This window comes from Streptomyces sp. NPDC046977 (genome assembly GCF_040644455.1).
GTDB lineage: Bacteria > Actinomycetota > Actinomycetes > Streptomycetales > Streptomycetaceae > Actinacidiphila.
In genome coordinates, this window is sequence record NZ_JBEYWO010000018.1 from 61,654 (window position 1) to 81,118 (window position 19,465).

General features: G+C 72.8%; 12 protein-coding genes. 6 read left to right on the forward strand and 6 right to left on the reverse strand.

The window, feature by feature from the left end:
• Positions 1-153 precede the first annotated feature (153 nt).
• Positions 154-7,152: a glycoside hydrolase domain-containing protein gene (locus tag ABZ883_RS25125; protein WP_360909942.1), complete on the reverse strand. Its 6,999-nt coding sequence runs from the start codon at positions 7,150-7,152 to the stop codon at positions 154-156.
• 544 nt (positions 7,153-7,696) lie between these two features.
• Between ABZ883_RS25125 and ABZ883_RS25130 the strand changes: the two genes are divergently transcribed.
• The 3 genes from ABZ883_RS25130 to ABZ883_RS25140 all read left to right on the forward strand — a co-directional run bounded on the left by ABZ883_RS25130 (position 7,697) and on the right by ABZ883_RS25140 (position 11,655).
• Complete coding sequence (locus ABZ883_RS25130) at positions 7,697-9,337, forward strand: M48 family metallopeptidase (RefSeq protein ID WP_360909702.1); 1,641 nt, start codon at positions 7,697-7,699, stop codon at positions 9,335-9,337.
• Positions 9,338-9,410: 73 nt separating this feature from the next.
• Complete coding sequence (locus ABZ883_RS25135) at positions 9,411-10,520, forward strand: hypothetical protein (RefSeq protein WP_360909704.1); 1,110 nt, start codon at positions 9,411-9,413, stop codon at positions 10,518-10,520.
• A gap of 130 nt (positions 10,521-10,650) precedes the next feature.
• Complete coding sequence (locus ABZ883_RS25140) at positions 10,651-11,655, forward strand: LacI family DNA-binding transcriptional regulator (RefSeq protein WP_360909706.1); 1,005 nt, start codon at positions 10,651-10,653, stop codon at positions 11,653-11,655.
• Positions 11,656-11,662: 7 nt separating this feature from the next.
• On the opposite strand, the gene ABZ883_RS25145 is transcribed toward ABZ883_RS25140, so the two are convergent.
• Positions 11,663-12,433, reverse strand: a complete 771-nt coding sequence (locus ABZ883_RS25145) for a hypothetical protein (RefSeq protein ID WP_360909708.1) — start codon at positions 12,431-12,433, stop codon at positions 11,663-11,665.
• Between the two features lie 79 nt (positions 12,434-12,512).
• Complete coding sequence (locus tag ABZ883_RS25150; RefSeq protein WP_360909710.1) at positions 12,513-13,607, reverse strand: ABC transporter permease; 1,095 nt, start codon at positions 13,605-13,607, stop codon at positions 12,513-12,515.
• A 72-nt stretch (positions 13,608-13,679) separates the two neighbouring features.
• On the opposite strand from ABZ883_RS25150, the gene ABZ883_RS25155 reads away from it, so the two are divergent.
• Entirely contained in the window at positions 13,680-14,129 is a 450-nt protein-coding gene (locus ABZ883_RS25155) for a MarR family transcriptional regulator (protein WP_360909712.1), read from the forward strand.
• Between the two features lie 81 nt (positions 14,130-14,210).
• Here the strand turns inward: ABZ883_RS25155 and ABZ883_RS25160 are convergent, their stop codons facing one another.
• Positions 14,211-14,909 carry a zf-HC2 domain-containing protein gene (locus ABZ883_RS25160; RefSeq protein ID WP_360909714.1) on the reverse strand — a complete coding sequence of 233 codons (699 nt, stop codon included), beginning with the start codon at positions 14,907-14,909 and terminating at the stop codon, positions 14,211-14,213.
• The gene (locus tag ABZ883_RS25165; RefSeq protein ID WP_360909716.1) at positions 14,906-15,463 is read right to left on the reverse strand and encodes a sigma-70 family RNA polymerase sigma factor; all 558 of its coding nucleotides are present in this window, start codon (positions 15,461-15,463) and stop codon (positions 14,906-14,908) included. The genes ABZ883_RS25160 and ABZ883_RS25165 overlap by 4 nt, the downstream gene beginning before the upstream one ends.
• Positions 15,464-16,000: 537 nt before the next feature.
• Here ABZ883_RS25165 and ABZ883_RS25170 point away from each other — a divergent pair.
• A complete protein-coding gene (locus ABZ883_RS25170) occupies positions 16,001-17,062 on the forward strand; it encodes a right-handed parallel beta-helix repeat-containing protein (protein ID WP_360909718.1) in 1,062 nt (353 codons plus the stop codon).
• 2 nt (positions 17,063-17,064) lie between these two features.
• Positions 17,065-18,111: a methyltransferase gene (locus ABZ883_RS25175; RefSeq protein WP_360909720.1), complete on the forward strand. Its 1,047-nt coding sequence runs from the start codon at positions 17,065-17,067 to the stop codon at positions 18,109-18,111.
• Positions 18,112-18,118: 7 nt separating this feature from the next.
• On the opposite strand, the gene ABZ883_RS25180 is transcribed toward ABZ883_RS25175, so the two are convergent.
• Positions 18,119-19,465 (reverse strand): acetyl-CoA carboxylase biotin carboxylase subunit, encoded by a 1,347-nt coding sequence (locus tag ABZ883_RS25180; protein ID WP_360909722.1) that lies wholly within the window; start codon positions 19,463-19,465, stop codon positions 18,119-18,121.

Consider the following 19,465-nt stretch of genomic DNA (forward strand, 5'->3'; position numbering starts at 1 on the left):
GCCGGTGCCGGACGGCCCGGCGCCCCCGCACGGGAACGGCCCCTCCGGGTGAACAGCGATGTTCACCCGGAGGGGCCGGCTCAGTGGTGGCGGTGCGCCTGTGCGGGAGCGGGGATCCGGCCGCGGTCCCGTGGGCCGCGGCCGGTCACAGGATCAGGTCGTGGCCTGCTCCCCCGGGATCTCCCCCGGGATCCACATGGGCTCCGCCCACTGCGTGCCCTGCGTCCAGAACCCGGTGCCGCCGAGGAAGTCCGCCCCGTGGCCGCCCTCGTGGCCCCACGGGCCGGAGGAGGGCCAGTGGCCGGAGTCCCCGTCGTCGCAGTTGCCGTTGCCGCCGGCCGGAACGGGCCGGTGGTCGCGGTCGGTGGGCTGGAACCCGACCGTCCAGGTCCGGGTGACCTCACCGTTGGCCGAGGTCACCGTGATGGTGCGGGTGGTGAACCGCTTTCCGCCCGAGAGGATCCTGCTGCCCTCGGTGACCTTCACCCGCGCCCCGGACTGGGCCGGCACGGCGGTGACGGACGGGATCTTCTTGTCCTTCGGCCAGTCCACGACGTACGTGGAGACCTCCGGGTCGAACCCGTCGATCGCGGTGCCCCCGACGGTGATCGCCGTGGCGTCGGCGTCGGAGGCCCTGGTGGCGTCCGAGTGGTTCGTCACCTTGACCGACCCGTCGGCGCGCACGACCACCCGGGCCGTCATCGCCGCCGCCAGGTTGATGCGCTGCCAGCTCGCCTGGCCGTCCGCGGTGAGGTCGAGCGGGTAGCCCGAGTCCGTCGCGGTCTGCTCGATGACCTGCGTGCGCTGCGCGGCGGTCAGGTTCGGGAAGGCGGTGACCAGCAGGGCCGCCGCGTCGGACGGCGCCTTGAGGCTCTGCCCGGCCTTGCCCACCTGGGAGAACCCGTAGGTCAGGCGCTGCGTGTACAGGTCGACGTCCTGCGCCGTGCTCAGACCGGCGTAGGGGTCGCCCGCGCAGGCCGCGAGCGTGTCGCCGTACCCCTCCTTCTCGCACTGCGCCAGCAGCACGTTCTCCATCTCGGTGTGGGCCTGCATCAGCAGGTCCGCGAACTCGGGGTCGGCCCACCGGTGGGCCACGGTGGCCTGTCCGGCGATGCGGCCGCCCATGACGTCGAGCGGGTAGTGGAACCCGAGGACGATGCGGTTGTCCCCGTACTCCGAGGTGCGCGCCAGGATCGACGGAGCCAGCTCCGGCAGGAGCGTGGCCAGGACGGTCCCGGCCTCGTAGCCGCCGTAGGTGTGGCCGCTGGGGTACGAGCCGCTGGTGGTGAGGCTGCCGTACGAGCCGTCCTGCGACTCGTAGATGTCACCGCCGTCGCCGACGAACCCGAGCCGCACGTACGGGCGCTGGTAGCCCCAGTGGTTCTTCGCCGCGTCGACCTTGTCCAGGCCCTGCGTGACGCGGCCGAACAGCGCGCCGGTCTTGGGCAGTCGGCCGCCGTTCAGGGCGTCGAGGTAGATCTGCCCGAGCCGGGACCCGAGGCCGTCGGCCATCGTGACGGTGGAGCTGTTCGTCGCGTCGACCTCGGCCCGGTCCACCTCCTTCTGCGTCGCCGCGTTGTTGATGCGCACGGCGATGCGGTCGTTCTCGGCGGTGGGCGGGGTGCCGAAGGGCACCTTGGTGTTGGCGGCGAGGATGCCGGAGCCGAGGGCGTCGACACCGTTGAGGAGACCGTAGAAGTAGTCGGTCCCGTCGCCGGTGCCCGGCCACGTGTCGGAGGCGTAGTTCGCCTTGAGCGTGTCGTCCGGGAAGGGCGAGGGCTCGTACGCCGGGTCGGTGGCGTCCGCCGAGGCGGTCGCACCCGTCGCGGCGGACGCGTCCGACTCGTCGGAGGTGCCGGCCAGGGTGACCGCGGTGACGGTGGCCGTGTGCGCCTTCGCCGTGTCCTTGGTGGTGAGCAGCGCGGTGTCCGCCGTGGCGGGCAGGTGCGCCGTGGTGCCGTCACCGAGGGCCACGGTGTAGCCGATGACCGGGAATCCGCCGTCGCCGGCCGGCCGCCAGGTCACCCGGACCTGCTTGCCGTCGGTGAGCACACCGGTCACGGCGGGCCGCTGCGGCTTGCCGCCGTCGGCCACCACGGGTGCCGTGACAGCACTCGGGCGCGAGGCGCCGTAGGTGTTCAACGCCTGGACGCGGGCCGCGTAGGACCGGCCGGACCGCAACCAGGTGAAGGTCGTGCTCCGGGCGGCCGGATCGTCGATCTGCACCTCGTGGCCGTCGTTGAGGGTGACGCGGTACCCGGTGACCGGGGAGCCGCCGTCGTCCTCGGGTGCGGACCAGGCGACCGTCACGCTCGTACCGGACGAGGACGCCGACACGGCGCCGGGCGCGGCCGGCACCGTCCTGGGCTTGGTGGTGAGCGCGGACATCGCGCGGCTCAGGGCGTCGTACCGGGCCGTGAGGGCCTGGTCCGTGGACGTATCGTCCGCGACCGCGGCCTTCGCCGCGGCGAGCGCGTCGGTGAACGCCTTCCACGACGCGTCCGTGTAGCGGGTGTTGTCCAGGGCCGACGCGGTCGTGACCAGGTTCTCCAGCTTCAGCCTCGGCAGCGGGATCAGCTGACCCGCGGCGAGGGTGAGGCTGCGCGTCTGTCCGTCGACCTCCAACTGCGTCGCGCCGTCCGCGTCCACGAGGGCGCGGGCGGCGGCGAGTTCCCGCAGGAACACACCGAAGTCGACCGTGTCGTAGCGCGCCGCGTCCGCGGAGAGCCCCGCGAACTGGTCGATCGCCTTGCGCAGGGCGGTCTTGTCGGTGACGGCGGGCGTGTCGACGTGGCTGAAGGTGATCCGGCCCAGGTTCGCCACGTACGGGTGCGAGGAGTCCGGGGTGGTCGTCAGCCGCAGGTAGACGGTGTGCGTGCCGGTGATCGCCTTCGGCAGGGTCAGGCTCGTCGTCCCACCGGACGACCACGCGCTCCCCGTCACCGGCAGCGACACGGTCGCGTACGGCGTGCCGGGGTTGGCCGCGTCGAAGGAGTCCAGGTAGAGCTGGACGGCGGAGCCGGTGCCGCAGCGGGCGGAGTTGTTGACGTAGGTGACGGTGACGGTGGACTTCGGCGAGCTGCCGAAGTCGATGTCCCCGTAGTTCAGCCAGGCGCCGTTGTAGGTGCCGCCGAGGTCGGTGGCCGAGCCGGCGCCGGTCCAGCCGACCGGCTCGCTCTTGAGGCCGCCGCCGCTGTTGGCGCGCCACGCGGTGGCGTCGAAGCCCACGGGGGCGTCGGCGTTGCGCGAGAAGGCCAGCGAGTAGACGTTGGCGACGTAGGGCTGGGCGCTGGTCTGCGTGCTGGACACGAAGACCGCGTACACGTCCTGGACGCCGGTGAAGACCTTCGGGTCGAGCTGCACGGTCGTGGTGGCGACCGTGCCCCAGCCCGATCCGGTGTAGTCGAGCGGGACGGAGACGGTCTTGGCGCCGTCCTTCGAGCCGAGGTGCAGCTCGATGTGCGAGTCGGACGCCGCCCGCGACTGGGGCTTGTCGTAGCTGACGCTGACGGTGTCGGCGCCGTCGCGCAGGTTGGTGCCCGTCCACTGGGCCCACGCGCCGTTCGTCACGTTCTCGAAGATGCCGCCCGTGAGCTTGAGCGGCAGCGAACCGTCGCCGGTCGAGGTGCTGTTCGCCGCGGTCAGCGTGGCGAGGACGGTCGAGGGCGTGGAGGAGACCGGGTTGGGCGAGAACTGGTACCAGTCGAAGTTCGACACCCACTGCTGACCGGCGGGGGCGTGGAAGACGAACGTCGCGCTCTTCGCCGCCAGCAGCGCCTCCGGGTCGGTGACGGCCACCTGCACCGTGGTGTAGAACTGCCAGCCGCCGGTCCCGGGGAGCGAGGCCGTCGCGACAATGGGCCCGTCGGCCGTGCCGGCGTGGATGTCCACGCTGCTCGGCTTCGCGTTCGTCGGCTGCGAGTTGGCGTAGCGGACCGCGATGCTGCGCGGGGCGACCCCGCCGAAGTCCAGCTTGCCGTACCGCTCCCAGGCGCCCTCGGTGACGCCGCCGAGGTCGCCGTCCGAGTAGTACGCCTCCTTCACCAGGCTCGGGCCCTGCATCTGGTCGGGGGCCTCGGCCTGGAGGACGGCGTAGCCGCCCTCGTCGATGACGAGCCCGTCGATCGCGGACCGCAGCCCGTCGGACGCGGCCATGATCGTGCCCGTCGCGGAGGCGGTGTCCGCGAGGACGGTCCGCGCGCGCTCCAGGGCCGAACGGAACAGGTTCCAGGAGCCGTCGGAGTAGTTGCCGCTGCGCACCAGGGACGCCTGGTCCACCAGTGCGGCGAGCGCCTTGCGGTGCACCGCGGCGGCGGAGACGAGCAGCGGGTCGGTCGGGGAGACCCCGGTGCCGGTCACCGTCGAGGCCCGCACGCCGTGGGCGAAGGCCGCGTCGCGGAAGGTGATGCCGACGCGCGCGTCGGCCTTCGTGGTGCCGGTGAGCGACAGTGTCGCCGTCCGCTTGTCGCCGACGCGCAGGTCCGCCGTGACGCCGTCCGGCAGGCCGGTCACGCTCGCCGCACCGCTCTTGGTGAGGCTGGTCCCCTTGCGGGCGTCGAACTCCGCCGGCCCGTCCAGGGTGAGCTTGACGCTGCCGTCGAGGGTGCCGTCCGCGGTGGTGGCGACGGCGCCCGGGCGGGCGGAGACGACGGTGTCGCCCTTCACCCCTCCGGTGCCGCCGTCACCGGTGTCGCCCCCGTCGGTGTTCAGCGAGTACGCGGGCTTGGTCTTGGCACCCCACTGGGAGGGCTTGGAGCCCATCGTCAGGTCCAGCGTTCCGCCGGAGACGATCTGGGAGTAGTCCAGCCACGTGTTGTCGAACCGCTTGCCGTTGAGGGTGGCGTTCTGCACGTAGTAGCTGCTCGGCGAGACGCCGTCGGCCTTCACCGTGAACTTCGCACCGTTGGCGTAGCTGATCGTCGTGGAGTCGAAGAACGGGCTGCCGATCTGGAACTGGCTGGAGCCCGCGGTCACCGGGAACAGGCCGAGCGCGGCGCCGACGAACATCGTCGACATGGTGCCGGCGTCGTTGTCCATGGTCGGCAGGAAGCCGTTCGGGGACAGCTTGTAGACCTGGGTCTTGACCGGCGGGCGGAACTCGCCGCCGGAGCTGGGGGCCTCGTTCGTGGAGCCGGTCGCGATGTAGCGGTTCCAGGTGGCGCCGGTGTAGATGGCGCGGACCCACTTCTGCGTCAGGCTCGGCTCGCCGACGTAGTTGAACAGGTACGGGGCCTGGAGGTCGATCTCGTTGGCGTTGGAGTGCAGCATGGTCGAGCCGTCGTCGACGGTCGAGTCCTCGCCGAACATGTGCTCGACCGCGGCCTTGCCGGCCTTCGGGCCGCCCATGGCCTCGATGAGGCCGCCCATGTCGTACGCGTCGTACCAGTGGTACTGCCAGAGCGTGCCCTGGTAGAGGCCGGCCGCCTCGAACTTCTCGTAGTCGGCGCTCTGCCAGTCGCCGTTCGCGGCGCGCGGGGTGAGCAGACCGACCTTGGTGCCGTCGGCCGCCGTCCAGGCGCCGGACTTCACGAGGTTGTCGATCGCCATCGTCGACTGGGCGCGCAGCTTCTTCGCGTCGTCCGTCTTGCCGAGCGCGTCGGCGATGACGGACAGCGCCCACTGGTCGTAGCCGCGCTGGACCGTCGTGCCGGGGTCACCGGTGACGTAGCCCTGCCGCAGCTGCGCCCCCGTGTAGTAGCCGCTGTACTGCAGCAGCGCCGGGTACGCCTCGTCCAGCCGGTCGAAGTTCTTGTAGCCCTTCGACAGCGCGTCGGCGACCAGCACGGCCGAGCGCTCCCAGCGCACGGTCGGGACCGAGTGGGTCAGGCTGCCGAGGCTCTTGCCGGAGGCGCGCTGGTCGGCGAAGAGCTCGATCAGCGACTGGATCATGTCCCGGTAGGTGGCCGGGTCGATGTACGCCTCGACGGAGTACTTGCGGAAGTCGTCCCAGGTGGACCAGCCGTCGTAGTACGTGAAGCCGTTGGCCTGGTGGACCGCGCCGTCGGCGCCGCGGTACGTGCCGCTGGTGCTGGTGGCGTTCACCGGTGCCGCGTACATGCGGTACAGGTGCGTGTAGAACTCCTTGGTGAGCGTCGACCCGGGGTCGGACTTCGCCGTGGCGCGCACGTCGACGGCGCCGAGCGCGCTGTTCCACTCCGCCTTGGTCCGCGCGCGGGCCTGGTCGAAGGTGAGACCGCCCACCTCGCTGCGCTGGTCGACGGCGGCCTGTTCGGCGCTGATCGGCGACAGCGTGATGCGCAGTTCGATGTCGTCGCCGGCGGCCTTGTCGAACCCGAGGACGGCACCGGTGTCGGTCCCGTCCTGCGAGGTCGCGTCGCTCAGCTTGCCGTCGTTGCCCCAGCTCTTCAGGGAGGTCACGGGGACGTTCGTGGTGGCGTTGTAGTACAGCTTGTACGAGGCGCCGTTGAACGAGCCCGCGATGAGGCCGGCGATCGAGGTGGTCCCGTCGGGGAGCGTCGTCGCCTTCATCGTCGAACGGGTGCGGCTGGTGTAGTTGTTCGCGAGGTCGAGGACCAGCTCCGGGTTCGACCCGGCGGGGAAGCTGTACCGCTCCAGCGCCGTGCGCGTCGTCGCCGTCATCTCGGCCTTGATGGTGCCGGGGTCCTGCGTGACCGACGAGGCCGTTCCGGAGATGGCCCCGAGGCCCACCTGGTAGGAGCCGGGCGTCGCGCTCTCGTCGTCGTGGCTGTACGCGTGGGCGTACGTGCCGGCGGCGGGGCGGCTGTCGTACTGCACGGAGGTCGGGACGACGAGCAGGTCGCCGCCGCCGCCCGAGCCGCCGACACCGTCGAGGTTCGTCGCGGTGAAACCGGCGATGTGGTCCTCGTTGTGGTCGTACCCGGTGTGGTTGCGGTTCGGCGTGGTCAGCGGGTTGACCTTGGCCAGGCTGTGCGGCGCCTCGGCGCCCGGCAGGTCGTTGCCGTCGTCGCCGGCGGTCGACACGAACGGGTCGACGAGCGCGGTGTAGTCCTTGCCGGCGGGGGTCCCCGAAGACCCCGAGGTCGCGCCGGGCACGGCCGCGGCCGTGCCGCCGCCCGCCAGCGCGGCGAGGCCGAGGGCACCCGTGAGCAGCGCGGCGACCGTCGAGCGCAGCGGCGAGCGGCGCCGGCGGGCGGGCCCCGGTGGGATCACGCGGGGCAAGGGGGGATGGGATCTGATGGGCACGTAACCTCTCCAGCGTCGCAATACGCACGCGCGGTCCGGCCTTATTCAGAAGACAACGTTGTCGACCCGAATACCGGGCGTGCAACCCAGAGCGAGACGGCAGTGGACGCACGGGATCGCACCCGCCGCGTTCACGACCGCCCGCCATCCCACACGGGAAAGGCGTACGGCGGGCAAAGGGAATACGTACAGTCCGTGCGTACCGGGCACCGCGGAGGCGACGCCGCCCCGCAGGGCGGCCGTCAGGTCCCGCTCCCCGCCGAAGAACCCGGCCGACGACGTGTCAGAGGGTAGCCGCACCGACCCCCCTGACAGGCGTTCATCCGTCCTCCCGCCCCGGTCGGCACCAGGATTGCCTTGCTGACCTGCGGTGCGGCATACTCCGTCTGCCCCGGCTTTGCCCGCGCTTTGCCGAGGGCCCTCCCCGGCTCCCCCACACGCGCTCACCCGGCGGCGTCCGTCCCGGGGTGTCCGCCATGTCATGTCTCCGTGCCCTGGGGGGAACCTGCCGATGGGTATGACCCTGCGCGCGCTGCGCGCCCTCATCCTGCTCTGCGGCTTCTATCTGCTGAGCGCCGCCCTGCTCGCCGTGCTGATCGGCCTCGATGCCCTCCTGCTCACGGAGGTGCACGGTCTGCTGGCCGTGAAGATCGTGGCCGTCTCGGCGCTGCTCGCCGTCCCGCTCGTGCGCGGGATGTCCATGCTGCGCTCGCCCAGAGGCGAGGATCCGCCCGGCATCGAGGCGACGGAGCAGGACGAGCCCCGGCTGTGGGCGCTCGTGCGGGAGCTCGCGCACGCGAGCGGCACCCGCGTCCCGGACCGCATCCTGCTCACCGACGACGTCAACGCGGCGGTGAGCGAGCGGCCTCGTCTGCTCGGCCTGCTCCCCGGCCCGCGGCGTCTCGATCTCGGCGTACCGCTGCTCATCGGCCTGACCGAGGCGCAGTTGCGGGCCGTGCTGGTCCACGAGTACGGCCACTTCGCCGGCGGCGACACCCGGCTGTCGGCGCTCGTGGTACGCGGCCGGATACAGATCGGCCTCGTCGTCGAGCAGTTCCACGCCCGCGCGGACAGCAAGGTCGCCGCCGAGCGCGCCCGCCAGGAGCAGGCCGCGGCCAAGCGGGTCGCCAAGGGCAAGAAGGCCGGTCCGGTCGACACCCGCGGCACCGGCGTGCTGTACCGCACGCTGGCCGCGGTCTTCACCTGGTACGGAAGGCTCTGTCTGCGGGCCTCCCAGTCCACCGCCCGCTCCCAGGAGTTCGCGGCGGACCTCGCCGCCGCCCGGGTCGCCGGCCGTGACGCGACCGCCTCGGCGCTGCGCGAGATCCCGGCCCTCGCCGCCTCCTACGAGTTCTACCTGGACTCCTACGCCACCTTGGGGCTGCCGGTACGCCTGCTGCCGCCGCGCGGCGCGTTCTTCGGCGGCTTCGCCGAGCTGCTCGCGGCCCGTGCGGACAACCTCGCGGCGTTGCGCGCGCAGCTCCCGTCGGCCCCCGTCTCGCCCGAGGACTCGCACCCGCCGATCGCCGAGCGGGTGCGCCGGATCGAGGCGCTGCCTGCGGACGGCCGCGCCGCCGCGAGCGGGGACGGCGCGTCACGGGCGGTGCTCACCGACCCCGCGCGCACCTGGGCCGCGCTGGAGGACGCGGTCCTGAGGACCGAGATCCTGGCCTTCGAACGCGCCGCGGGATGGCCGGAACTGCTGGACGCCGTCATGGCCCACGCACTGTCGTCGGCGCACACCCCGCTGCACCGTGCGCTGGCCGAGTACACGGGGAGTCCCGCGACACTGCCCGCGCTGCTGGACGTGATCGACGACAACAGGCTGTGGCGGCTCGCCGAGCGGCTGCCGATGTCCGAGGAGGCCGCGGCGGCGAAGGGCCGCGCCTTCCGGGCGTTCGTCCGGCCGTCGCTGACCGACGGGTTGAGGACGATGGTGCTGGCCGAGTTCGGTGCCCGCTCGCTGCTCCGGTGGGAGTTCTCCTGGTCCCGTGCCGCCGCGGCCCGGCTGCCCGGCTCGCTCGCCGCACAGGCGACGGGGGACGGTCCCGAAGCGGCGCTGGATGCCGCCGTCGCCGCCGCGCTCGCCGACCACCCCGACACCGGCCCGCTGCGGGCGCTGATCGCCCCGGAGCTGCCGGCGCCGGCGTGAGCGACACCCGTCCCACCCGGCAACCGGCGTTCCTCCCCCCGCAGTCCTTCCGACGAACGGAATCGCACCCCTCATGACCGTCCTGCTCTGGATCCTGGTGGCCCTGGCCGTTCCCACGGTGCTCTTCGGGGCATGGCTGGCCGTGGTGTTCCTCAAGACGTTCTTCTCGTGGAGCCCCGACGACGAGGAGACCCTGACCGCGGAGGCCGCGAAGGCCGCGGAGACGGCGCGGGGGCTGGGGCTGCTGCCCGTCGAGCGGCAGAACACCGAGTACGCGGCCGCCCTGCCCGAGGAGTGGTCCGCCGCCCTCACGGCCGTGCGCGACGGGGACTGGCGGCCCGCCGCCGGTCTGCTGCGCGCCGTCGGCCGGGACTGGGAGCGCCGGTCCGCGATCGCGTACCTGCTCGCCGAGAAGGCCGCCGAGGACGACGAGTGGCTGTTGGCCTGGGAGTCCGAGCGGGCCGACGACCCGGACGCGGCCGTGGTCCGGGCGCGCAGCACGGTCGTCCTCGCCTGGAAGCTGCGGGGGGCGAAGCGGAGCCAGTACACGACGCGGGAGCAGTTCGACCGCTTCCACCGGATGCTGGGGAGCGCCCGCGCGGAGACGGAGCGCGCCGCCGCCCTGAACCCCGACGATCCGACGCCGTACATCACGGAGATCTGGATCGCGCTCGGGCTCGGCTACCCCAACGCCGAGATGGACAGGCTGTGGGAGGAGATCACCGCCCGGGCCCCGCACCACTACGAGGCGGCCTTCTCGGCCCTGCAGTACTGGTGCGCGAAGTGGCGGGGTTCGGAGCGGCTGGCGTCCGAGTTCGCGGAGCGGGTGGCCAAGGACGCCCCCGTGGGGAGCCTGCTGACGGCAATGCCGCTCATCGCGCATTTCGAGCACGACGAGTCGGAGGACGTCTCCGCCGACAACACGCCCGAGATGCGGGCCCGGGTCGAAGCGGCCCTGGTGGACGTGGCCGCCGCCGACCCGGCGCACCCGCGCGTGGCCGAACTGCGTCATCTGCTCGCCTTCTACCTGCACCTCCAGGACCGGGACGAAGCGGCCCTGGAGCAGTTCACGCTGGTCGACGGTTATGTCCATGCCCTGCCGTGGCGCTACCGCCCGGGACCGGCGGCCTATTACTGCCAGGTCCGCGACGCGGTGGCGCAGGCGGTGGCGGGCACGGCCTGACAGGGGGCACGGGCGGACCGCGGGCCTTCCGCCGGCGCGTGGCCGGGTCCGGTCTCGCGCCGTCGTGCCCCGCGGGGGCATACTCGGCCCCTCGGGCGGATCGGCGCCCGTGGGCAGTGGGAGGTACGCGATGGTGTCGTCGTCGGGGACGGAGCCGCGGAGGATCACGATCCATGACGTCGCCCGGTCCGCGGGGGTGTCGCGGCAGACCGTGTCGCGGGCGCTGAACGACAAGGACGAGATCGACGGGCTGACCAAGCAGCGCGTACTCGACGCGGCGCGCGAACTGGGCTACCGGCCCAGCCGGTTCGCCCGCGGCCTGGTCCGGCAGGACACCACGACCATCGGGCTGGTGATCCCCGACCTGCTTAACCCGTTCTTCACCGAGGTCGCCGCGGCCGCGCTGGAGGCGGCACGCGCCCGCGGCTGGCACGTCGTGGTGTACGACACCGGCGACCGCGCCACGGAGGAGCTGGGCACGCTCCAGGTGATCTGCTCCCAAGTGGACGCGGTCGTGGGGTACTTCAACAGCCCGGAGAGCGAGATCGAGCACTTCACCCGGGGCATGCCGGTGGTGCTCATAGGCCGTGAGCACCACACCGCGCGCTTCAGCTCGATCCGGGTCGACGGCGAGGCCGGCTTCCGTGCCGCGGTCGCGCACCTGGTCGCAGGCGGTCACCGCCGCATCGGCATGCTCGACCACGACGGCCGCGCCGAACCCAGCGTCCGCCGGGCGTGGTTCGAGGCCGCGGCGGCGGCCCACGGGCTCGGCGCGGACGCGGTGACCGGTGCCGCGCAGTCCGCCGAGGGCGGCGCCGCGGCGCTGCGGGCGCTGCTCGGCCGCCACCCCGACGTGACCGCGGTCCTCACCTTCAACGACATCATCGCCATGGGCGCGCTGCGCGAGGCGCGCCGCACGGGCCGCGAGGTCCCGGGCGACTTCGCCGTGATCGGCTTCGACGGCCTGCAGCTCGGCACGCTCGTCGAGCCCGCGCTGTCCAGCCTTGCCCTGGACACCCGGCGGCTGGGCGCGCTCGCCATCGACCAGGCCGCCCGCCTGCTGTCGGGCGGCGAGCCGCTGGCCGCCGAGGAGCTCGTCGTCCGGGCCGAGTTGCTGCTGCGCGACTCGGCCTGATGGTACGTCAGATGACGGCGAGCACTCCGGCTCCGGCCACCGCCGCTGCGTAGACGGCGGTCGCCAGCAGCACCAGCCGGGTCCGCGCCGCCTCGCTCCACCCCGTGCGGGACAGCAGCCGGGCCAGCGCGGGCAGGACGAGCACGGCGTGCAGGCTCACGGCGTGCAGGGGCTTCAACGCGGCCGTGGAGTGGTAGGCGGCCTCCTGGTGGCCGGTACGGGTGAGGTACACGCCGCGGGCGATCATCGCGGCGCCGGAGGCGAGGCCCACCAGCAGGATCGCGAAGCCCGCGCGCAGGGCGAGGGCCATGCCCGCGGGCCCGTCGGGACGCCGCCGGAAGGCCGCGGCGGCGAAGGCGCCGAGCACGACGACCAGGACGGCGCCGCCCACCGCCAGCGTCATGGAGACCGTGGTGTCGAAGCCGGTCTCCATGTCGAGGTGCGAGGGCACCCGCCGCCAGGCCTGGAGCGTGATGCCCGCGACCTCGACGACGCAGTCGGCCGCGAACACCGAGAGCAGGACGGCCCGTCGGCGCTCCCCGGTCCGCAGGTACGAGGTGATCCAGGCGACCGCGATCAGGGTCAGCCCGAAGGAGACGCCGAAGGTGAAGGGCTTGCGCCACGACACGGGCCCGTTCCAGGGGCCCCCGTCGACGGACCAGACGGCCAGGTGGAACAGGCCCGACAGGACCAGGAGCGCGCCGGTCGCGTACGACACGCGCTCGGATGTGAGGGGGACGCGCAGCGCCTGCCGCGGGCCGAGGGTGGTGGTCGCCATGGTCCCAGCCTGCCGGGCGGGTCGCGGCCGGTCGTCCTCCGTCCGGAGGCCGGCCGCGTACGCCGCGGGGAGCAGGCCGTCAGCGGTGCGCCGCGTGCACGATGCCCGTCGAGGCCGCGATGCGGTCGAGCAGGTACACCGCCCCGACGCAGACGGCGATCCACGCGAGGAGGATCACGATCCCGCGGGTGAGGCCGTCGTGGTGGAAGTACGCGAGCCCGTCGAGCGCGCGGACGCCGACCCCGGCCGGCATCACGGAGGCGAGCGGCTCCAGCCAGCCCGGGAGGAAGCCCGGCGGGAGGACGCCGCCGCTGGTGGCGTTGCCCATGACGAGCATGAAGATGGAGCCGAGGAGGACGCCGACCGGGCCGAAGATCCTGATCAGCATGACGGTGGCCGCGGCGACGGCGCCGGCCATGAGCGTGATGATGCCCATGATGCCCAGGAACGAGCCGGGGATCGCCGCGAAGGCGGTGCACGCGATCAGCGCGGTGGCCAGGCCGCCGAGGACGGCGAAGAGCGCGAGGCTGACCATGCGCTGGCCGAACGAGAGCCGCGGCGCCACCTGGTAGGTCATCTGCCCGAACAGGAAGCCGGCCAGGACCAGCCCGAACGATGCGTAGAAGACCGACAGTCCCCTGCTGTCGCCGCTCGACAGCGGCAGGATGTCGACCACCGGGATCTTCTCCCCGTCGCCGTGCGGCACCGCCGCCAGCGGGGCCACCAGCGCGGAGACCGCCGGCCCGTTGGCCCCGGCGTAGACGACCCGGGGCTTGCCGCCGTCCGACAGGAACGCCGCGTACGCCCGGCGGTGTTCGACGGCCCGCCGCGCGGAGGCCTCGTCGGGGTAGCGGTCGATCTGGAACGCCTCGGGCGCGATGCGCTGGAGCCGGACGTCGAACAGCGCCGCCGAGTGGTCCGAGGCGGCCACCGCGACCGGCAGCCGGTGCGCGGTGGGGGTGTGGAAGGCGGCGAGGAACACGCTGACGAAGGCGAGACCGATGACCAGTACCGTGAGGACGGGCTTGATCACCGCGTGCGCGCCGGTCATCCCCGGGCGGGCGGGCGGAGCGTCGGTCTGCGGTCCGGGAACGTGCCGGTGCCGGTGGCGTTGCTGCGGGGCGCCCTCCTCCGCCAGGGGGTGAGCGTCACGCATGAGGGCGGTGTCGGACACGGCGGCCTTCCTCCCAGAATATAAGCTGACTGATATAAGTTAACAGACAACAATGCGGAAGGACGGTCCGGTATGCCCGTCGGCGACCCGGGTGAGCGCGTCGGCTATCTGATCTGGCAGCTCTCGCAGGCGTACGTGCAGCTGCTGGAGCAGGCCCTGCGCCCGTTCGGCCTGACGCAGACGCAGTACAGCGCCCTGGTCCGGCTGACCATGGAGGGACCCCTGTCGGGCGCCGAACTCGCGCGCCGCTGCGGAGTGACCGCGCAGTCCATGGGGGTCGCCGTGCAGGGCATGGCCGACCGCGGGCTCGTCGGGCGGCACGCGCATCCGACGCACGGGCGGATCATCGAGATCAACGTCACCCCGGCCGGCGAGACCCTGGCCGGACAGGCCACCGAGGCGCTGCAGCCGTGCGAGCAGGAGGCGCTGGCCCCCTTCACGGAGGACGAGGGGGCACAGCTCAAGGCGGATCTTCGCCGCATGCTGCGCTCGATGAACCCCCACGCGCTGCCGCACCCGTGAGCTGTGCGCGCTCGCGCAACGCCCGCCGCCCGCCCGTCCCGGTGACCAACGGGACGGGCGGGCGGCGGTCCGGCCGGGGGGTCAGACCCTGGCGGTCACGTACTCCTTGCCGGCCGCGTTCTCGACGACGACCTCGGAGATGTCGTCCGCGGCCACCGCGGCCGAACCGTCGAGGCTCACCCCGTGCTCCTCGCCGGCCTTGGGGACGACCCAGCTGCCCGCGACCTCCCGGTGGCCGTCCTTGCCGACCACCACGAGCCGGCAGCGCTCCCCCGCCGGGATCCCGCTGACCGACGCGTTGAGCCGGACCCAGGCACTGGCCGGGGTGACCCGGACGGTCATCCGGGCCTTGGTGGCCGGGTCGGTGGCCGACGCGACCTTGGCGCCGGGCTGCGCGCTGGCCCCCGGAGGCCCGGCGACGTCGGCCGTACCGGCGTTCTGCCCGATCACGACACCGCCGAGGATCAACACCGCCGCCGCGGCGGCCGCCGCCGCTCCGGCCGCGGTCCACCGGCGCCGCTGCACCCCCGTGCGCTCTGAGCGCACCTCCCGCAGCGTGCGCTGCAGCAGCAGGGCGCCGTCCTCCGGCGGGCCGTCCAGGAAGATCTCCGGCGGGACCTCACCGAGCGCGCGCTCCATCTCGCGGAGCTCGTCGACTTCGGCCCGGCAGCGGCCACAGGTGGCGATGTGCTCCTCTACGGCACGCACCTCCTCCGCGTCGAGTGCGCCGAGGACGTAGGCGGTGAGCGTCCCGCCGTCGTGCTGCTCTTCCGTGCTCATGCCGCCACCTCCCGCAGCGCGACCGGCTTCTTGGTGTAGTACTCCCGCAGCGCCTTGAGGGCGTAGTGGGACCGGGACTTGACCGTTCCCGGCGGTATCCCGAGGGTCTCCGCCGCCTCGGCGACGCTCTGCCCCCGGAAGTAGATCTGGTACAGCACGTCCCGGTGGTCCGGCGAGAGGCGTTCGAGGGCCTCCATCGCGACCATGGAGTCCACCACGGCGTCGGCGTGGTCGCGCTCGACGGGCGGCGTGGCCGGGGACTCGGCCACCTCCTGCGGCCGGGCCGCCTTGGCCCGGTACCGGTCCGTGATGATGTTGCGGGCCACCGTCAGCAGCCAGCCCCGCACCGAACCCTTGCCGTTGACCAGCGCGTCCGGGTGCCGCCACGCGCGGATCAGGGTCTCCTGGACGACGTCCTCGGCCGCGGCGCGATCGCCGGTGAGCCGGGTCGCATACGCGAGCAGGGCTTTGCCGTGTTCCTCGTAGAGCGCCCGTATGAGCGCCTCGTCACTCGTGCCCTTGCTCTGACGAGTGCGCGACCACAATGCCGCCATCCACTCACTCCGTCCTCTCCCGATCCGTGTCGCAGATCCCTCAGGGCGGACACGAGACGGGGAGGGCGGGGGGTTCAGGTGACCCTGGCCACATGTGGGGCTGCGCCCCTTGTACCGGGTTTTTCTCCCGCCCTCCCGCCCGTGTGCCCGGCACGGTCTGGGCGCCCCGACGCGCGTGCGGGGTGGGCCGGGTTCGGGGCCTCCGGGGCTGCCATTCTGGACAGCACATTTAGGTGCATCAGGTACCCGCCTTGATCGCCCCGGGTCGTGCACCCAAATATGCTCCAGTGTCCAGAACGCCACCCCTCCGACCCCGCCCCCTCCGTCTCGTCATGCGCCTGATCCCCGGTGGGGGGCGTGAAGCGGCACCGTGCTCAGGCGGCCGTTGGTGCGCGCCTGATCCCCGGTGGGGGGTGTGCTCAAGGGCCGTTGGCGTGGGCCTCTGATGGCCTGACGGAGTGGCAGGAGGTCATAACAGCTCATAACGTACTTTTCCGGGTGGCTGCGGAGGCCGCCAGGAAGGCAGGTGCGGCAGTCATGACACTTCGTCGGTCCCTCGCGGCCGCGGCCGCCACGGCCGCGGTCGTCGTGGGGCTGTGCAACGTCCCCGGGGTCCAGGCCGCGGACGCACCGCTCCTGGTGCGGCCCGGGGAGTCCATCCAGGCGGCGGTGGACCGCGCCCACCCGGGCGACGTCATCGAGATCGCGCCCGGGACCTACCCGGGCAGCGTCAACATCACCAAGCCCCGGCTGACCCTGCTGGGGGCAGGTCGCGAGACCGTGATCACCCCGAGCGACAAGGGGACGGAGAACGCCTGCGCCGCGGCCGGCCACGGCATCTGCGTCACCGGTACGGAGCAGAGCCCGCTGACCTATGTGCGGCTGCGGTCGCTGACGGTCTCCGGGTTCCGGAAGAACGGGGTCGACGCCGCCTGGACCGACCGCATGGACGTGACCCGGGTCGTCGCGCGCGCCAACGGGCAGCAGGGCATCAGCATGCAGCGTTCGGTGCGCGCCGTGTTCCGCGACAACGTCGCGGAGAACAACGGCGAGTCGGGGATCTTCCTGGCCAACGCGGTGGACGCCGAGGGCGGCGCCCTGGACACCAAGCACACCTTGATCGCCGACAACGAGCTGTCGGGCAACCGGATCGGCCTCGTGCTGCGCCGGGTGCGGACCGTGGACGTCGAGTACAACGACATCACCGCCAACTGCGGCGGCGTCTTCGTCGTCGGCGACGAGGGCGTGCCGCGGGCCGGGTCGCTCACCGTCTCCCGCAATCTGGTGGCGGCCAACAACAAGTACTGCCCGGCCAACGCCCGGCTGCCCTTCATCCAGGGCGCCGGCATCGTGCTGACCGGCGCCGAGAAGACCCAGGTGCTCCACAACCGGGTCGTGGAGAACATCGGCACCTCGCCGATGTCCGGCGGCATCGTGCTCTTCCGCAGCGTGGTGGGCGCCCCCAACACCGGCAACTCCGTACGTGACAACACCGCCATGGGCAACAGCCCCGCCGACCTGGCCGCCGAGGACCAGGGCAAGGACAACGTGTTCAGCGGCAGCACCTGCCGCGTCTCCCAGCCGAAGGGCCTGTGCTGACGATGAGTCTGACCGAGACCACCCCCACCGCCTCCCCCGCCCAGGGCGCGATGCGCCTGCGCGAGCTCGTCTTCGGCGCGGCCTGCGCCGCCGCCGTCCGGGCCGCGGCCCGGCTCGGTGTCGCCGACGCGCTCGGCGACCAGCCGGCGACCTGCGAGGAGCTCGCGGCCGTCGTGGGCGCGGAGCCGCGCCCGCTGCGCCGGCTGATGCGCGCGCTGTCCTCCTACGGGGTCTTCGAGGAGCGGTCCGACGGCCGCTTCGCGCACACCGACATGTCGCGGATGCTGCGCAAGGACACCCCCAACAGCCTGCACTACATCGCCCTGTGGTGCACCGAGCCGTGGACGTGGGAGGCCTGGCCGCGGCTCGACGAGGCCGTGCGGCACGGCCGCAACATCTTCCCCGACATCTACGGCAAGGAGTTCTTCGACTACCTGCACGACGACGCGCAGGACAGCGCCAAGGTCTTCGACCGGGCGATGACGAGCTCCAGCCGCCAGTCCGCGCAGGACATCGCCGAGCTGCTGGACCTGACGGGGATCTCCTCGGTCGCCGACATCGGCGGCGGCCAGGGCCACGTGCTGGCCGCGCTGCTGGAGAAGCACCCCGAGGTGCAGGGCTCCCTGCTCGACCTGCCCAAGGTCGTCGCGGGCGCCGACCCGCGGCTGCGCCAGGGCGGCGAACTCGCCTCCCGCGCGCGGCTGCTGCCGGGCGACTGCCGGGTGGAGATCCCGGTGACCGCCGACATGTACATCATCAAGAACATCCTGGAGTGGGACGACGAGAGCACCCGCCGCACGCTGCGCAACGTCGTGGCGGCGGGCCACCCCGGTGCGCGGGTGGTCGTCATCGAGAACCTGGTGGACGACACGACGTCCATGCGGTTCACCACCGCGATGGACCTGATGCTGCTGATGAACGTCGGCGGTCAGAAGCACACCCGCGACAGCCTGACCGGGCTGATGACCGAGGCGGGCCTCGCCGTCGGCGAGGTCACCCCGGTCAACCCGTTCCTGCACGCCATCCACAGCACCATCGGCCGGGTGTGAACCCGGCTCAGCCGGTCATCTCCCGTACCAGCGCCGTGGTGTGACGGCCCGCCCGGAACTCCGGGCGGGCCAGCACCGTGCGCAGGAAGCCCGCCGTGGTGCACACGCCCTCACCGCGGACGCGCAGTTCCTCCAGGACGCGGTCCATGCGGGCCAGCGCCCGTTCCCGGTCCGGTGCCCAGACGACGGCCTTGGCCAGCAGGGAGTCGTAGTCCGGGCCGATCCGCCAGCCCGGGTACGCGTGGGTGTCCACCCGGACGAAGGGGCCGCCGGGCGGCACGAACTCGGTGAGCAGCCCGGGGGTGGGGGCGAAGCCGCGGGCCGGGTCCTCGGCGTTGACGCGGCACTCCACGGCCACCCCGCGGGGCACGATGTCCTCCTGCCGGAGCGTCAGGGGATGTCCCGCGGCGATCAGCAGCTGCTCGCGCACCAGGTCGACGCCGGTGACCATCTCGGTGACCGGGTGCTCCACCTGGAGGCGGCAGTTGACCTCCATCAGGTAGAAGTCGCGCTCCGGGGTCAGGACGAACTCGAAGGTGGCGACACCCTCGTAGCCCACCGCCATCGCGCCGCGCACGGCGGCGTCGCACATGGCGCCGCGGAGCCGGGCCGGCAGGTCGGGGGCGGGGGTCTCCTCGACGAGCTTTTGGTGGTGGCGCTGCACGGAGCAGTCGCGCTCGCCCAGGTGCACCACCGCGCCGTGCCGGTCGCACACGACCTGCACCTCGACGTGGCGGGCCCCGTCGATGTACCGCTCCAGGTAGAGCCGGTCGTCGCCGAGGACGGCGCGGGCGTGCGCCCTGGTCTCGCGGAAGGCGTCCAGCAGCCGGTCCGGTTCGGTGACGACGGCCATGCCGCGCCCGCCTCCGCCCGCGACGGCCTTGAGGATCACCGGGTAACCGGCCTGCTGCGCCGCCTCCTTCGCCTCGGCCGGTCCGTCCAGCGGCCCGGGGCTGCCGGGCAGCACGGGCAGGCCCGCCTCGGCCATCAGGGCGCGGCAGGCGGCCTTGTCGCCGAGCCGCGCGAGCACCTGCGGCGAGGGCCCGATGAAGGTCAGTCCGTTGGCCTCGCAGACCTCCGCGAAGTCCGGGTCCTCGGACAGGAAGCCGTAGCCGGGGTGGACGGCCTGGGCGCCGGTGCGGCGGGCGGCCTCGACGACGGCGGGGATGTTGAGGTAGCTGGACCGCGCGGGGGGCGGCCCGATGTGCACGGCCTCGTCGGCGAAGCGGACGACGGCCGAGTCCCGGTCCGCGGTGGAGTACACCGCGACGGTGCGCAGGCCGAGTTCGCGGCAGGCGCGGGCGACCCGCAGCGCGACCTCGCCGCGGTTGGCCACCAGTACGGTGGAGAACAC

Excerpts from the sequence above, each read along its gene's own strand:
- ABZ883_RS25160 (WP_360909714.1), bottom strand. The coding sequence starts at position 14,909 with ATGAGCACGGAAGAGCAGCACGACGGCGGGACGCTCACCGCCTACGTC.
- ABZ883_RS25170 (WP_360909718.1), top strand. The coding sequence starts at position 16,001 with ATGACACTTCGTCGGTCCCTCGCGGCCGCGGCCGCCACGGCCGCGGTC.
- ABZ883_RS25140 (WP_360909706.1), top strand. The coding sequence starts at position 10,651 with ATGGTGTCGTCGTCGGGGACGGAGCCGCGGAGGATCACGATCCATGAC.
- ABZ883_RS25145 (WP_360909708.1), bottom strand. The coding sequence starts at position 12,433 with ATGGCGACCACCACCCTCGGCCCGCGGCAGGCGCTGCGCGTCCCCCTC.
- ABZ883_RS25130 (WP_360909702.1), top strand. The coding sequence starts at position 7,697 with ATGGGTATGACCCTGCGCGCGCTGCGCGCCCTCATCCTGCTCTGCGGC.
- ABZ883_RS25135 (WP_360909704.1), top strand. The coding sequence starts at position 9,411 with ATGACCGTCCTGCTCTGGATCCTGGTGGCCCTGGCCGTTCCCACGGTG.
- ABZ883_RS25175 (WP_360909720.1), top strand. The coding sequence starts at position 17,065 with ATGAGTCTGACCGAGACCACCCCCACCGCCTCCCCCGCCCAGGGCGCG.
- ABZ883_RS25155 (WP_360909712.1), top strand. The coding sequence starts at position 13,680 with ATGCCCGTCGGCGACCCGGGTGAGCGCGTCGGCTATCTGATCTGGCAG.
- ABZ883_RS25165 (WP_360909716.1), bottom strand. The coding sequence starts at position 15,463 with ATGGCGGCATTGTGGTCGCGCACTCGTCAGAGCAAGGGCACGAGTGAC.